A 14,883-nucleotide genomic window follows, 5' to 3' on the forward strand; every position below is an offset into this window, starting at 1 on the left:
ATCTTACCTATAAATTAAGAACTTTATTCCTCTTTTTTCTTTTATATGATACAGAAGGTATCACACAGAGTCATTTATACAGAGAATATAGAATCTAAAATTGTCGATTCTTGGAGTTGTTCATGTCTGATTTATCTTCAAATCGCCTGCCTAATCGCGCTTCTCGTGTCACCAATCAAGCGCTTTCTGCTATCGAGCGTTTTCTCCATATTGAAGCTCTTAGTGGTGTTGTTCTTTTATTAGCTGCTGCTGCTGCACTTATTTTTGCCAATTCTAAATATGCTGCTTTCTATGAATCTTTTTGGCATACACCTCTTGGCTTTAATTTGGGTCATTTCACTCTTTCATGGGATTTACATTTCTGGGTTAATGATGCCCTTATGACTATTTTCTTTCTCGTCGCAGGAATGGAAATTCGACGCGAAATTCATGAAGGTGCTCTTGCCGATTTTAAACAAGCAATCTTACCAATTGTTGCTGCAATAGGGGGCGTTTGTGTTCCTGCAATTATTTACTTTATCTTTAATTTTAACGAGGGACATATCCGCGGTTGGGCTGTGCCAACAGCAACAGATATTGCCTTTGCTCTAGGTATTCTTGCTCTTCTAGGAAAAAAAATTCCTTCTAATCTTCATATTATTCTTCTATCATTAGCAATTATTGACGATATTATCGCTGTTCTTATTATTGCTTTTTTCTACTCAACAAACATTGATCCTAGCGGTTTAATGATTGCAGGAGCGGGTATTGCTTTGGTACTATTTTTTCAGTGGATCGGGCTTGCATCAGCATGGCTTTACATTTTACCTGGTGCAATCATTTGGTGGGGTTTAATGGTAACAGGTGTTCACCCATCGCTTGCTGGCGTAATCTTAGGGATGATGACTCCCGTTCTTCCTACCCGTACTCTTGTAGCGCCACTCACCATGCTCAGTAACGCTATGCAAATTCTTCAAGAAAAAAATACAAAAACAGATCTGCATCATATTTCAACAGCATTGAAAAAGATGCGCAAAGGACAACGGGCCATGATTGCCCCAGTAACACGTGTTCAAAAAGCATTGCATCCATGGGTTGCATACGGTATCATGCCAGTTTTTGCCTTCGCAAATGCAGGAGTAAGTTTTGCAAACTTTGATCTTTCTTCTGACAAATCATTCTTGATTGTTCTGGGTGTTGTAATTGGTCTTTTCATCGGTAAGCCTCTTGGTATTATCACTGCCAGTTATATAGCTGTAAAATCAGGGCTATGCCGCCTACCCCCTCATATGACCTGGACAGGCGTTTTACTCATTGGTTTTTTAGCAGGAATTGGCTTTACAATGTCTATTTTTGTTTCAATGCTCGCTTTTAAAGATATTATTCTGCTTGATGCGGCAAAAATTGGGGTCCTTTGTGGCTCAGGTTTATCTGCCCTTATCGGTCTGGGATATGGATTTATTTATATTAAGCGCAATAAAGGAATTTCTCATAGTTCCTAACAAACTAACTGAAAATACATTTTTATGCAGAACTTTTAAAAAACGATTTCGCTCATTTGTTGGGTTCGGACGATATTTAATGTAAAAGCTGTTGTCTCGCCTCATCTTTACACTTATGAAGGAGAAAACTAACATCATCATACTATTTACGAGCCTCTAATGTTACAACACCTTTGACTCTTAAGAAGACTTATAAGAGATATTTTTATTTCTTTCTTCAATATTCTTTTACTCATGCACCAGCTCCACTCATGATATGCACAGAAATGATTTTAATTGTTTCAATATAAAAGGCTTCGTGGTTTCAGAAAAGCTGCCTTTCGTCAGGACTATTATTCACTATAAAAAAATTAATTATTATGAATCAATATCTTATGTTTAATCATACGAAACAGATAAGAATAAGCAAAATTCAATAATCAGTTAAGTAATTCCATGGTTTATTTTTTTCCAATAAACCACCCTCCTCGTTACTGATTTTATTGCGGTATTCTAAATAACTTTAATTTTTATCTGCTTAAAAGCACATTATTTTTGGATAAAAAATATTTAATTTATCATTATAAATCTTGAATGGAGTTCAAATATCGTATGATTTCTTCATTTCAAATCTGTACATGATAAATCAATCAAGACTATTCTCTTACACGTCACAAGCCGAGGAGAAATATGGATTATTTGAAGAAAGAAGACTGCTTCACCATATCCATACAAGAGTTGTTCAACACGAAAACTAAAAATTAAATGATGACGGCCAACTGACACCTTTGATCTAAGAAGGAGATGGGGCGCACAATGGCTTTACCGTTATACCATTCATGGTCGGTGCCGTGAAATGGACTTGGGGGGCTTGAGAGATATTTTTTCAAAACAAGCGCGTAAATTGGCACTATAATAGCGTTTTGTTTTACGTGAAAGGTATATACGATTTAAATAACGCAATAAACAAAAACGTGAACCAATGTGTAATATCCATTATTTAAAAGATATTGCTGTCAATACCTTTGAAAATTGTAAAGCAGAATTAAAAGGAAGTTGGTTTTCACTTTTATGGCTTCATATTCTCACCCAATTAGGTTTTATCTCCATTTCAGAAATTACCCCACTAGGTATACGCAACATCCTTATTCCTATCTGGCATACAAAAACAGGAGTTGCTCGTAGGCCCCTTATCCGTCTCAATATACCATCAAATATGCATCTGCTCTGACATTAGATATTGATACAGGTAACAAAAAACAAAAGATTTATTTGGAATAACAACGTCATAACATCACTATTAAATTGACAATGGAGTGGAAAAATATTCCCGTTTTTTATCATCGACACATCGCTTGTCTCACTCCATGAAAGAATTAAACTTGAAGCATGCTTTCATAGGGAGCACTCTAGTTTACGTAATTAACTCGCGGGAAAAAAGAAACCCCTAGTCATTTAGACTATTCTAAAACATATGATTGATGGAAAAATAGAGCATATATATCGTTGTTCTCCCCTTTTTCCGCTCTTATTTGATATTTATTTTCTTTTTGTTTAAAGAGGTCGCTCTATATTTCTTGATACCATAAAATACTCTTCATAGATAATTTAAAAAGCAATGTTTCCGAGACTTTCGAATTTATACAACGCCACATAAAATACAAGAAGAGTAAAATAATATGGCTATATTTCTCACAAGAAGAGCTTTACTTACAAAGACCACCATTTGCAAAATATGTAAAAATGATAAGAAACTAGCACAATATACTGCAAAAACGAAAGAATGTATTTCATGTGTGATTGGCAGTATGACACAGAAAATACTTATAATAGAGTAGTTAAGGGAAGAAAGTTAACCTAAAGAACATATGGAGGTATCAAAAACTTTGTAAATCTTAATCATAATTCAAAAAAGAGAAATAGACATGAAAAAAATTTAAGTAATAAAATCATAAAAGCAACACACTGTAACATTATCATTAATTTTGATCTATATTTACATGATTTTATGAAAAGTACTTCTGAAGAAGCTATAAACGCATAATACATGGTAATTTTATAACTTATAGTGCAACATAAATATTATCTATAGAGATATATTTTTTATTGCCTCGTAATACGGAAAAAATTAAATTTTCAAGATATACATAAAGTCATAAACAATCATTTGATGACAAACTAAACATCTCTAGAAAATACATCATCAATTCTATTTTGGTAATTCCGTCACTAATCCAATGAGCTCCCATTTCTCTAAGATTTATAATATTAAATCTGTATTCACGAGGCTGTCCCTCATGTAACATGCATTCTTTGAATAAACGCAGTGCATTGTTCCTTAGTTCTATTAAGGCTTATCGTAAAGTCTTCTCCATCTCACTCTATAGGCTCTAAAACGTTTATAGACGGCATATTTTATATCCCTTCTTAAACCGTTTTTTACCCAAACATCTTTCTCTTGTAATGTATAAGTGACCATTTTAAATTCATCATGAACAAGTTTAAAATGAGAGAGTCCTGCTGTATTAAATATTCCATTTAAGTTAAAATATAAATATCCTTAACAAAAATTATTAATATATATTAAAGCTTTACGTTATTGAAACTCTGTTGAAACTAAAAAATACTTATCCCTTATCAAGTGCATAAACAGCATGTAATGTTCTAACCGCAAGTTCAGTGTAAGCACTATCAATCAAAATAGAAATTTTAATTTCTGAGGTCGTAATTGCTTGAATGTTAATACCCTTTTCAGCCAAAGCCTTAAATGCTGTAGCGGCAACACCTGCATGGCTACGCATTCCAATACCAATCACAGATACCTTGGCGAGATCGCTTTCAAACTGGAGAACATCAAATCCAATTTCTTTGCGATTCTTTTCAAGAAGTGTAACGGCTTTTTCTACATCTGATGATGGTACAGTAAAAGTCATATCAGTTTTTGAGCCATCTTCAGAAATATTTTGCACAATCATATCAACATTAATGCTTTCTTCAGCCAAGGGACCAAAAATTGCTGCCGAAATCCCTGGACGATCGGCAAGCCGACGAAGGGAAATTTGTGCTTCATCCTTAGCAAAAGCAATACCAGTAACATTTTGTTGTTCCACAATTTCATCCTCATCGCAAATAAGTGTTCCAGAAGAACTCATTGGATCCTCCATGCCTAACGCATCAGGATCCTCAAAACTTGAACGCACAAAGGTACGAACCTTATGAACCATTGCCAATTCAACAGAACGAACCTGTAAAACCTTTGCACCAAGAGAAGCCATTTCTAGCATTTCTTCAAAAGCTACTTTTGGTAAACGACGCGCTTTCGGCTCTATACGTGGATCCGTTGTATAAACACCATCCACATCCGTATAAATATCACAGCGATCAGCTTGTACAGCAGCGGCTATAGCAACAGCACTTGTATCTGATCCCCCACGCCCTAAGGTAGAAATCCGGTTATCCGGAGATAACCCCTGAAAACCAGCAATAACGGCAACCTGACCTTCCTGAAAACACTCGATTAAAAAAGATCCATCAATATTAGTAATACGTGCACGGCCATGCGCATTGTCTGTATGAATAGGAATTTGCCAACCAAGCCATGAACGTGCATTCACCCCCATTTCTTGAAGTGTCAAAGCCAACAAACCTGACGTAACCTGTTCACCAGAAGCAACCACAACATCATATTCACGAGCATCTCTATGCATAGAGGAAGCATCACTTGTCCACTGAACAAGTTCATTTGTTTTACCAGCCATCGCAGATACGACAACGGCAACCTCATTGCCTGCATCAACCTCTCTTTTGACATGCCTTGCAACATTATGAATACATTCAATGTTTGCTACAGATGTTCCACCAAATTTCATGACAATGCGCGCCATTAATAACACTCTTACCTTTACATCTCTTATCTCAAACAGTAATGAGAATTAGATGCTGTATCAACTAACCATTTTCTCGACATAGCGAATATCTATCATTTGTGCAAGTTTCATTATGATTATATTAATTTCTCTTGACTTTGTATAAAATCTACTTGACCTGATCATTAAAAATAAAGGAAGGCAACATGATCGATGAAACACAAACGACTATTGATCAAAGTGAAATTGATCATTTTTCACGTATTGCTACAGAATGGTGGAATCCACAAGGAAAATTTCGACCTCTTCACCAATTTAACCCAACACGCCTTGCTTACATCAGAGAAAAAATCTGTTTAGAGTTTAATCGTGACCCTTCTTCACTTACGCCCTTTCACAATTTGAAAATTCTTGATATTGGCTGTGGAGGAGGCTTGTTATCTGAACCAATGGCACGTCTTGGTGCTATAGTTGTAGGCGTTGATGCTGCACAAACAAATATTGAAGTCGCAAAAACCCATGCAGCTCAAAATGACCTTTTAATTGATTACCGCACGACGACAGCAGAAGTACTTGCCAATGAAGGAGAAAAATTTGATATCATCCTTAATATGGAAGTTGTTGAACATGTCGCTGACGTTAATCTTTTCATAGCAGCTACAGCAAAAATGTTGAAACCACAAGGGTTGATGTTTGTCTCAACACTCAACCGCACATGGAAAGCATGGGGGCTTGCTATTGTAGGCGCTGAATATATTCTACGTTGGCTTCCTAAAGGAACCCATGATTATAAAAAATTCCTAAAACCTCTAGAACTTAAAAATTTCTTATCAAAAAACGCTCTGACTGTCGTTGATGAGATAGGTATTACTTATAACCCATTAAACGACAGCTGGAATCGCTCAAAAGACATGGGCGTTAACTATCTCCTTCTTGCAAAACGGTCTTAAGAATATGTAATTTACAAATATTATATGCCTTGTAATAAAGAATTGAGCTTTCCCTCAGCCTCTAAAGCATAAAGATCATCACAACCGCCAACGTGATAATCACCTATGAAAATTTGTGGAAATGTATTACGTCCATTTGCACGCTGTACCATTTCTTGGCGAAGGGATGTGGAAGCATCAATATCTGTATACTTTACGCCTTTTTTATTAAGCAAATCACGTGCTTTTGTACAATAAGGACAGTTAGGGCGTGTATAAATTATTACCTCTTTCATAGTATTATCCTCCAATATTTTTTAATAATATTCATTTTAAATTCCTCTTAAGAAGAGGGAAAAATAGAATCTTCTTTGAGAACACGCGAAAATGTTAGCACATCAACCTGTCGTGCACCTGCATCTTTTAATGCAGCAGCTGCTGCTGTAACTGTTGCACCCGTTGTAAATACATCATCAATCAGCAAAACAGAACATCCTTTGAGATATTTTTTAACTTTATGCGAAACCTTAAAAGCATTTTTTACGTTAAGTTTTCTCTCTCTCGAAGAAAGACTAACCTGCGGACGGGTATGCCGACAACGAACAAGCCAACTCGGTTTTAAAAGCTTTTTTTGTGATGCTGCAATATAACGTGCAAGCTCAGCAGATTGATTATAACGCCTCTCCCAAAAACGACGAAAATGCAATGGAATGGGAATAATAACATCACAATCATCAATAACCTCGCGTCCAGCAAACATCATCCAATTGGCCATAAATGATGCCAATTCTATATGATCACCATATTTTAAGCGCGTTACTAAAGTTCGTGCAAGCCCTTTATGAACAATGACTGAGCGAACACGTGAAAAAGGATGGGAGTTACGGAGTGCTTCACCACTAAGAAAACCATCCCCCATATCACAAACAAAAGGAGTCCCCATAACAGGACAATAAGGTTTCGTGATAAATTGAAGATCTTTCCAACATTCGGAGCAAATCGTACCATAAGTAGAAACATTTTGCTTACATCCAGGACAAATTGGTGGATAAAGCATCGTTTTCAAGCGTTCAACGAACTTACTTAGTATATCTCCGCTATTTAACGCCGCTTCTCGAAAATACAACATTATAAATTTAGGCTTTTACAAGTTTCCCTCAGAACAAAAGTTCCTTTGTATTTCCTAAACTTATAATTTTAATTCCTTTAAAAACTCTTACCTTCTATAAATTTATTTTCTTTCATATTATAAACTTGACAGAGCTTGCACAAATAATGAACCTTTTCAAAATATATTCTTTCATAGATCGAAAGTGTTCTACAATATGTCGCATCCTTTAATTTTTGATCATAACCGCATTGAACAATTCCGAAAACGTGCCTTTCAAAAAGCAAAAAAAGGATGTGACTTTTTACTCTCTCACATGGCAGAAGATCTCTATAAACGCCTTAGCACTGTTGATCGCCTCTTTACATTAGCTCTCGATTTACACAGCCATACAGACCTTGCTGCGCAAGCTTTAATGAAATCTGGAAAAGTTTGTTCCATAGAACGCATTGAGACCGATACGCTTTATCAAAGCCATGATAAAAAATTTCATTTACGTCATCGAGAATTTCTTGATTTACCTCAAAGTTACTGTGACCTTATTGTTTCACTTCTTTCATTACAATTGACCAATGATACCCCTGGTGTTCTAAGCCAGATAAAAAATACTCTTAAACCAGATGGCTTATTTCTTGCTGTTATGGCAGGAGCTGGTACATTAAGAGAATTGCGGGAAAGCCTGCTGCAAGCTGAAAGTGAAATTTATGGTGGAGCAAGCCCTAGAATCTACCCTTTTGCCAACATTCGTGATGCAGGCGCTCTTTTACAGCGTGTTGGCTTTGCCCTGCCTGTAGCAGACGTTGAAGATATCACAATACGTTATAATACAATGTTTGACCTTATGCACGATCTTAAAGCTATGGGAATGCAAAATGCACTCATCAATCGTTCACGACGCCCTGTATCCAAACGTTTTTTTCTCCGCGCAGCTGAAATCTATGCACAACAATTTAGTGATCCTGATGGACGTATTCGTGCACATTTTTCTTTCATCTGGCTCTCTGGTTGGGCTCCTCATCCCAACCAACAAAAACCCCTACAACCTGGTTCAGCGCAAATATCTCTTACAGATGTTTTACAGCCCCAAAAAATATAATCTAAAATTATTTTTTAAAAATACTTTTATCTGTTGTCCGTAATATTTGACTAGTGACCGTTCCAGCTATCATTGAATCGCTCACGTTTAGAGCAGTACGTCCCATATCAATTAGCGGTTCAATAGAGATAAGTACAGCAACCAAAGTAACAGGAAGCCCCATAATTGGTAACACAATCAATGCAGCGAAAATAGCACCTCCCCCCACACCAGCAACACCAATAGAACTCAACGTTACAACACCAACAAGCGTAGCAATCCAAGTGGGATCAAGAGGATTAATACCCATAGAGGGTGCAATCATGGTCGCAAGCATTGCTGGATAAAGACCAGCACAACCATTTTGTCCAATTGTTGCCCCAAAAGAAGCTGCAAAACTCGCAATGGATTGTGGTACACCTATCCACTGTGTTTGCGCTTCAATATTCAAAGGAATACTTGCAGCACTTGAACGACTGCTAAAAGCAAATGTTAAAACTGGTAAAACCTTTTTGAAAAAACGAAAGGGATTAATCCCAGAAATACCAAGCAATACACCATGAATTCCAAAAATTAAAATAATACCGACATAAGAGGCAATGATAAAAACCAGTAAATTTAAAATATCTGTAATACGCGATATTGCTCCTACTTTCGTCATAAGTGCAAAAATACCATAAGGCGTCAAAGCAATCACAATACGGACTAACCGCATAATCCAAGCTTGTGCCACTTGAATAAATAAAAGCGCTTTTTCTCCTTTTTCTGGCTCATCTTTCTTTAAAAGAAGAACCGATGCACCTAAAAATGACGCAAAAATAACAACACTGATAATTGACGTACGTTTAGCTCCACTCAACTCAGCAAATGGATTTTTAGGAATCATAGACAAAATCATCTTTGGTATATTCATATCTCCAAGTTTAGAAATATGACCTTCAAGAAGAGCAGAAACATTTTGCCCTTCATGCACCAAACCATCGGTTGTTAATCCAAAAAAATTAACCACAAGCACACCAACCAATGCTGAAAGAGCCGTTGTAAAAAGCAATATTGAAATTGTTATTATACTCATCTTTCCAACAGCATAAACAGAATGTAAATGAGCAACTGCTGAAACGATAGAGATAAAAACCAATGGCATAACAATCATTTGCAACAATAAAATATAGCCCTCACCGACAATGTTAAACCATTCAACGGATTTCAATAAAGTGCTTTCACCCTCTCCATAAATAAACTGCAAAACACTTCCAAAAATCAAGCCAAGGATAAGCCATAGCATAACACGTAGTGAAAGACTCCATTGCATTTTCTTACTTTGAGAAACCAATAATAAAAAAATAACAAATAGAAATAAATTGACGAAAAAATTAAATGTCATTGTCTATACTCACTATTATTATGGTTGACATAAATAATCTGCATAATTCAAAATCAATGCATGATATTTAAAATTAACCTATAAAGCTTACAAGGCTTTTACAAAATCATTATTTTTTTAATTTATAGATTAAAAGAGAATTTTTTATCTACTAATAACTGTTTAAAGAAAATAAATAAAATTATTTTCTTATTCTTTAAATTTTCACTCTCATAAAATATTTAAAAAAGAGAAATATAAGCAACATTCATTGCATCTTAATACTGAATAATTACAGCATATCTTATCCTATAAATCTCCTTACCTCTCTCTTTTTCTATTTGAACTGAAGCGGGCTTTCCAAGCAAGGATGAATTAACAATTGAACATTCATGATTTTTCTAGAAAATACACCAACAAGCTACTTCTGCTCATTTTATGGACTGCACTCTCAATAGCTTTGATCAGCACTTCAAATATAATTATTTTATTGAAAATACTTTTTATACATTCTTTCTTTGCTCTCAATGAAAGCTTTTTTATTTTTCAAAACTCTTTTTATAGTCATAAAAAGGCTTTGAAATACAACATGTTGATTTATAATCATAATTTACTGTTTTGCATATTAAATTTGCATATTAAATGAGAGTCCCGAATAACGTAAGATTCTCTCATTTCAAACCTGTTTATCTTGAATCAATCAAAATCATTTGCTTGCACGTCACAAGCAGGGCTGGCGTATGGGTAAAAATGTATAAGAAAGGAGTAAAAAGACCTTTTATGAAACATCTTAATGCAAGAGCTGTCGCAACATTGGAGGGCGGAGCTTGAGCAGCAAATATAAATAATATGATTGCTTTTTATAATAGCGCAGTAAAACGTTTTAACGATACCTATTCATATGCTGATCGAACAACACGTGCACATGCTATAGATAATTTTGCCACTTTAGATATAAAAAAGATAAGTTGGAGTTATAATCTTACGCAAGAACTAATAAGAGGAAAGGTTTTTGAATTTGAAGAGGCATGCCTCACTCAGAGTTCATATCATCCTTTTACGCAACAGTGGTTTTATTGTAATCGGAATCTCAACGATGGAATTTACCAAATGCCTCGTATAGTCCTGATAGGACAAAAAGTTGAAAATAGGATGATACAAATTACAGGCATAGGAGCACGAAGCGTTTTTTCTGTATTGATAGCTAAGAATTTGCCTAATCTAGATGCAATAGATACAGATCAATGCTTTCCACGGTATCTTTATAAAAACGTTGAATCTCTGTAACTGTTCATGATGAAAAACAATCCCATTTGTTTGCAAATTCAATAAAGGAAAGAAAAACATCTGGTTTACAGAGGCGTGATGCCATTAGGGATGAAGGACGAGCACATTTTAAAGCTGCTTATCCTAGTGAGAGCATAACAAAGACGATTACAAATTTCTAGATAATGAAAACAATGGAAAAGACTGAGGATATATGATTAAAATGGGAGGCTTTAAACCTAAAAATATTATAAATTTTATGAATAATACAGTTTAAAGCATTAAAAGCAGTCTTACAGTAGATTTACAATGTATGGGGATAATTAATTGCCTATAATAAGTTGCGCTCATACTGATAAAGATTATTCTGCTATAGAAATGTTGTGCTTTTTTGACTTTTTGTGCGTATTCAAACACTCATTCGTTGCAAATTCAATCTCTTTATCTCGTGCCTCTTTATCAAGAATAATAGTATTTTAATATAATACCCCTTTGCATACAAATAGTTATTTCTTATCTATGAATAGCTTATAATTTCATATAACTCTATGAAGATAATATTTTTTATTTATCAATATTTAATGATGTAATTAACACATTCATTATATATATATAATAATCTTTATTTCTATCTATTTACATAATATATTTCTTTTTTTATAAAAATAAAATTGAGTTATACATACATCGATCTATCGGTATTTTTTCTACTTTCTTTTTAGCGCACTGAAAGATTGATATCGTAATTTTTGTATAATAAAATACTCTTTCATATAAGCATCGTATATTGAATTATAATAATTGACTATTAACGGCAAATTATATTTTTTTATCCCTTTTAAAAGTAAAAAATATTATTTTCAGACCTATTCATAAGTAGGCTTAGCCAAGTGAATAAAAAATGTTTGATAATAAGCTTTATCTCTTATGAACTATCTTTTGTACAAAGGGACAACATTATGATTACGGAAATATCGTGATATTATTAGGTATAAAAATCACACTCCCCAAGAAATTTTTGTATTGTATCCTTTCCGTTATGAGAAATGTTAAAAGCAAGATAGGGTATGCTCTCTAGAGCAAATGAGTGAATGAACCACCACGGTGATATGTATTTTTAAAAAAATAGGAAGTATCTTTGCTTCAAATTTAATAGGCACATTCTAAAAATAAAGGTTCTACAGACTCATTCCAAATAGAATAGTAATGGGACAAATATTTTTCAGCATCTGTTTGTCCCATTGCAACAACCTCTTCTAAAGGATTAAGAAAATTTGTTTCATCAAAACCATTCGTATCATACTGTTTGCGATTTTTTAAGCCTTTGCGAGCAATAGTAAGAGCTTGACGTGCTAACTCTAAAAGAATAGTTTGACGAAAAGGAGTTCTTAACCCTTCTTTAGGAACACGTTGGCGCAACTCTAAAACTTCTTCAAAACACCAATCTTTTGTCAAAGCCTCTGCCTCATTAAGTGCTTCCCTATCATAAAGAAGCCCAACCCAAAAAGCTGACAACGCACAAATGCGCTTCCAAGAACCACAATCAGCTCCCCTCATTTCTAAAAATCTTTTTAATCGGACTTCAGGAAATAACGTTGATAAGTGATTAATCCAATCTCCCATGTTTGGAATTGAATTTGCAACTTGTCCTTTTAATGCTCCATTCATAAACTGACGAAACGTTATGTGTGTACAATCATAATAACGACCATCACGCACAACAAAATACATTGGAACATCAAGGGCCCATTCAACATAATCAGCAAAACCAAAACGCTCAGAAAATACAAAGGGCAGAACGCCTGTCCTCTGATTATCCGTATTACGCCAAATTTCAGAACGCCACGATAAAAAGCCATTTGGGCGCCCTTCTGTAAAAGGCGAACTTGCAAATAATGCCGTTGCAATGGACTGTAACTTCATGGATACTTGCATTTTTCGCCGCATATCACTTTCAGATGAAAAATCAAGATTAACCTGAACTGTTGATGTGCGATACATCATATTAAGACCATTATACCCCACTTTAGGCATATAATCAGTCATAATCTGATAACGTGATTTAGGCATTCGCGGCGTTTCAGCTAAAGTCCACTTTGGACTAGCTCCAAGACCTAGAAAACCTATACCTAATGGTTCTGCAATTTTTTTGAGAAGAGTTAAATGCTCCATCAACTCGTAATATGTATGGCTTACTGATTTTAATGGTGCACCAGATAATTCAAATTGTCCCCCAGGTTCCAAAGAAATGGCTCCCTGATCAACTGATCCTACGAGCCCAATAATATTCTCTTCATCTAAAATAGGTTTCCATCCTAAGGCGCTTTGCATCCTCTCTAAAAGCGCTCGGATTCCCCTCTCTCCTTCATAAGGAACAGGGTGAAAACCATCTCTATAAAACGGAAATTTTTCATGTTCTGTACCAATGCGCCAATCATCTTCTGCTTTATACCCCCCTTGGAAATAGCTAACCAAAGAATCTAAGTTATAAATTTCACTTTCATCAGTTATATCAAGCGCCATAACTTACCGTATCCTATAATTGGTATCATCATCTTAAATAAATTGTTTAGAATGATTTTACAGATTTCTCAATCCATTGCCCAATCCCCCACGGTAGCATTAAGAAGAGCCAAAGCAGCAACAGCGGCAGTATCAGCGCGTAAAATACGCGGACCTAGTGATATTGGAACCACAAAAGGATGTTTTTTTAAAAAGCTCCGCTCTTCTTCACTAAAGCCACCTTCCGGTCCAATAAGAATACCAGGTGTTGTAACGTCACGCTTTTTAAAAAAAGGTAATGGATTATGCGATTTATGCTCTTCATCACAAAAGAATAAAGGCTGTGTCTCATCCCACTGTGCTAAAAGTTCTGCTAATGATAGAGCCGATACGCATTCAGGAAGAGATAAAATTCCACACTGTTCAGAAGCTTCAATAACATTGGCTTCCATACGCGCCATATTGATACGCGTAACCTGCGTATGATGCGTTATAACAGGCTGCAAAATCGATACCCCCATTTCAACAGCTTTCTGCACCATATAATCCAACCGCGCATTTTTGAGTGGAGCAAAGCAATAAATAAGATTGGAATGCGTCGTCTGTAATCTTTCTTGATGGATAAGCTGAACCACAACAAATTTTTTCTTAACAGTGATAAGTTTAGCAAGCCACTCACCATCCTGTCCATTAAAAAGTAAAATTTCTGCTCCTTCTTTCATACGCAAAACATGCATAAGATAAGAAGCTTGTGCCCCCTCTATCTTTATTTCTTCATTCAAAGCCAATGTCTGTCGGATAAATAATCTTTTAAGTTTATAATTTATGCGCATAAAAATTTTGCCAATGCTCACTATCGTCATCAAGAAAATGAAGAAAAATATATAGCAAAAAGAAAAAATTATATCTATAGAACTATAATATATTAAAGAATTATAGAGTTTTTTTAGCTTTATGAGATAATAATAGGAACTTATAGATCCTTAAGTGATTCTGCTTTCATAAAAGTTTAAATAATGCACCATTCATCTTTGCATTCAGTCATTGATGCATCCGTGGAGGAAAAATATGTCTGCTAAAAAAGCTACAATTATTACGATTACAACCCTCTTAGCCTTTATTTTGATTACAGTGGGAATTGGTTCTGTTGGAGCCGACGGGAAGCATACAATTACCAAAGATGGCTATGGTATTTCTTCTGCGATTCAATAAGCACTGGCCAACATCCTCCTTAAAATTTTAATGTTTTTTAGCAATTTTTATAAGATTAGCACCAATATTATGAATCTCTTGTATTTGAAAGATTCCATAAGA

General features: G+C 35.1%; 12 protein-coding genes. 6 read left to right on the plus strand and 6 right to left on the minus strand.

Annotated features, from left to right (window positions below):
- The first annotated feature begins 122 nt into the window (after positions 1-122).
- Positions 123-1,481: a Na+/H+ antiporter NhaA gene (gene nhaA / locus ACFINM_RS06600; protein WP_375613536.1), complete on the plus strand. Its 1,359-nt coding sequence runs from the start codon at positions 123-125 to the stop codon at positions 1,479-1,481.
- A 961-nt stretch (positions 1,482-2,442) separates the two neighbouring features.
- The gene (locus tag ACFINM_RS06605) at positions 2,443-2,691 is read left to right on the plus strand and encodes a hypothetical protein (RefSeq protein ID WP_375629565.1); all 249 of its coding nucleotides are present in this window, start codon (positions 2,443-2,445) and stop codon (positions 2,689-2,691) included.
- Between the two features lie 1,396 nt (positions 2,692-4,087).
- Here ACFINM_RS06605 and ACFINM_RS06610 read toward each other — a convergent pair.
- Complete coding sequence (locus ACFINM_RS06610) at positions 4,088-5,344, minus strand: aspartate kinase (RefSeq protein ID WP_375612083.1); 1,257 nt, start codon at positions 5,342-5,344, stop codon at positions 4,088-4,090.
- A 188-nt stretch (positions 5,345-5,532) separates the two neighbouring features.
- Here ACFINM_RS06610 and ubiG point away from each other — a divergent pair, with 188 nt between their 5' ends.
- A complete protein-coding gene (gene ubiG / locus ACFINM_RS06615; RefSeq protein WP_375629567.1) occupies positions 5,533-6,276 on the plus strand; it encodes a bifunctional 2-polyprenyl-6-hydroxyphenol methylase/3-demethylubiquinol 3-O-methyltransferase UbiG in 744 nt (247 codons plus the stop codon).
- A 20-nt stretch (positions 6,277-6,296) separates the two neighbouring features.
- On the opposite strand, the gene grxC is transcribed toward ubiG, so the two are convergent.
- Both grxC and ACFINM_RS06625 read right to left on the minus strand, forming a co-directional pair.
- Positions 6,297-6,551: a glutaredoxin 3 gene (grxC, locus tag ACFINM_RS06620; RefSeq protein ID WP_375612081.1), complete on the minus strand. Its 255-nt coding sequence runs from the start codon at positions 6,549-6,551 to the stop codon at positions 6,297-6,299.
- 47 nt (positions 6,552-6,598) lie between these two features.
- The gene (locus ACFINM_RS06625) at positions 6,599-7,384 is read right to left on the minus strand and encodes a ComF family protein (protein ID WP_375613539.1); all 786 of its coding nucleotides are present in this window, start codon (positions 7,382-7,384) and stop codon (positions 6,599-6,601) included.
- 196 nt (positions 7,385-7,580) lie between these two features.
- Between ACFINM_RS06625 and ACFINM_RS06630 the strand changes: the two genes are divergently transcribed.
- Positions 7,581-8,459 carry a methyltransferase gene (locus ACFINM_RS06630; RefSeq protein ID WP_375621101.1) on the plus strand — a complete coding sequence of 293 codons (879 nt, stop codon included), beginning with the start codon at positions 7,581-7,583 and terminating at the stop codon, positions 8,457-8,459.
- 7 nt (positions 8,460-8,466) lie between these two features.
- Here the strand turns inward: ACFINM_RS06630 and ACFINM_RS06635 are convergent, their stop codons facing one another.
- Complete coding sequence (locus tag ACFINM_RS06635) at positions 8,467-9,822, minus strand: L-cystine transporter (RefSeq protein WP_375640941.1); 1,356 nt, start codon at positions 9,820-9,822, stop codon at positions 8,467-8,469.
- Between the two features lie 828 nt (positions 9,823-10,650).
- Here ACFINM_RS06635 and ACFINM_RS06640 point away from each other — a divergent pair.
- The gene (locus tag ACFINM_RS06640; protein ID WP_375640942.1) at positions 10,651-11,088 is read left to right on the plus strand and encodes a type ISP restriction/modification enzyme; all 438 of its coding nucleotides are present in this window, start codon (positions 10,651-10,653) and stop codon (positions 11,086-11,088) included.
- 1,128 nt (positions 11,089-12,216) lie between these two features.
- Here the strand turns inward: ACFINM_RS06640 and ACFINM_RS06645 are convergent.
- Together ACFINM_RS06645 and ACFINM_RS06650 are read right to left on the minus strand one after the other, a co-directional pair.
- A complete protein-coding gene (locus ACFINM_RS06645) occupies positions 12,217-13,590 on the minus strand; it encodes a glutamate--cysteine ligase (RefSeq protein ID WP_375621104.1) in 1,374 nt (457 codons plus the stop codon).
- Positions 13,591-13,658: 68 nt separating this feature from the next.
- Positions 13,659-14,402, minus strand: coding sequence for a 16S rRNA (uracil(1498)-N(3))-methyltransferase (locus tag ACFINM_RS06650; protein ID WP_375621105.1), 744 nt, complete (start codon positions 14,400-14,402; stop codon positions 13,659-13,661).
- A 235-nt stretch (positions 14,403-14,637) separates the two neighbouring features.
- Here ACFINM_RS06650 and ACFINM_RS06655 point away from each other — a divergent pair, with 235 nt between their 5' ends.
- On the plus strand, positions 14,638-14,781 hold the full coding sequence (locus ACFINM_RS06655; protein WP_273790383.1) for a hypothetical protein: 144 nt from the start codon (positions 14,638-14,640) through the stop codon (positions 14,779-14,781).
- The last annotated feature ends 102 nt before the right edge of the window (positions 14,782-14,883 follow it).

It is taken from the genome of Bartonella sp. AA168HLJHH, assembly GCF_042197365.1.
Taxonomy (GTDB): Bacteria; Pseudomonadota; Alphaproteobacteria; order Rhizobiales; family Rhizobiaceae; genus Bartonella.

Bases quoted from the DNA above. Each gene is read 5' to 3' on its own strand.
- ACFINM_RS06625 (WP_375613539.1), bottom strand. From the start codon at position 7,384: ATGTTGTATTTTCGAGAAGCGGCGTTAAATAGCGGAGATATACTAAGT.
- ACFINM_RS06640 (WP_375640942.1), top strand. From the start codon at position 10,651: ATGATTGCTTTTTATAATAGCGCAGTAAAACGTTTTAACGATACCTAT.
- ACFINM_RS06605 (WP_375629565.1), top strand. From the start codon at position 2,443: ATGTGTAATATCCATTATTTAAAAGATATTGCTGTCAATACCTTTGAA.
- ACFINM_RS06650 (WP_375621105.1), bottom strand. From the start codon at position 14,402: ATGCGCATAAATTATAAACTTAAAAGATTATTTATCCGACAGACATTG.
- nhaA (WP_375613536.1), top strand. From the start codon at position 123: ATGTCTGATTTATCTTCAAATCGCCTGCCTAATCGCGCTTCTCGTGTC.
- ACFINM_RS06645 (WP_375621104.1), bottom strand. From the start codon at position 13,590: ATGGCGCTTGATATAACTGATGAAAGTGAAATTTATAACTTAGATTCT.
- ACFINM_RS06635 (WP_375640941.1), bottom strand. From the start codon at position 9,822: ATGACATTTAATTTTTTCGTCAATTTATTTCTATTTGTTATTTTTTTA.
- ACFINM_RS06630 (WP_375621101.1), top strand. From the start codon at position 7,581: ATGTCGCATCCTTTAATTTTTGATCATAACCGCATTGAACAATTCCGA.
- grxC (WP_375612081.1), bottom strand. From the start codon at position 6,551: ATGAAAGAGGTAATAATTTATACACGCCCTAACTGTCCTTATTGTACA.
- ACFINM_RS06610 (WP_375612083.1), bottom strand. From the start codon at position 5,344: ATGGCGCGCATTGTCATGAAATTTGGTGGAACATCTGTAGCAAACATT.
- ubiG (WP_375629567.1), top strand. From the start codon at position 5,533: ATGATCGATGAAACACAAACGACTATTGATCAAAGTGAAATTGATCAT.
- ACFINM_RS06655 (WP_273790383.1), top strand. From the start codon at position 14,638: ATGTCTGCTAAAAAAGCTACAATTATTACGATTACAACCCTCTTAGCC.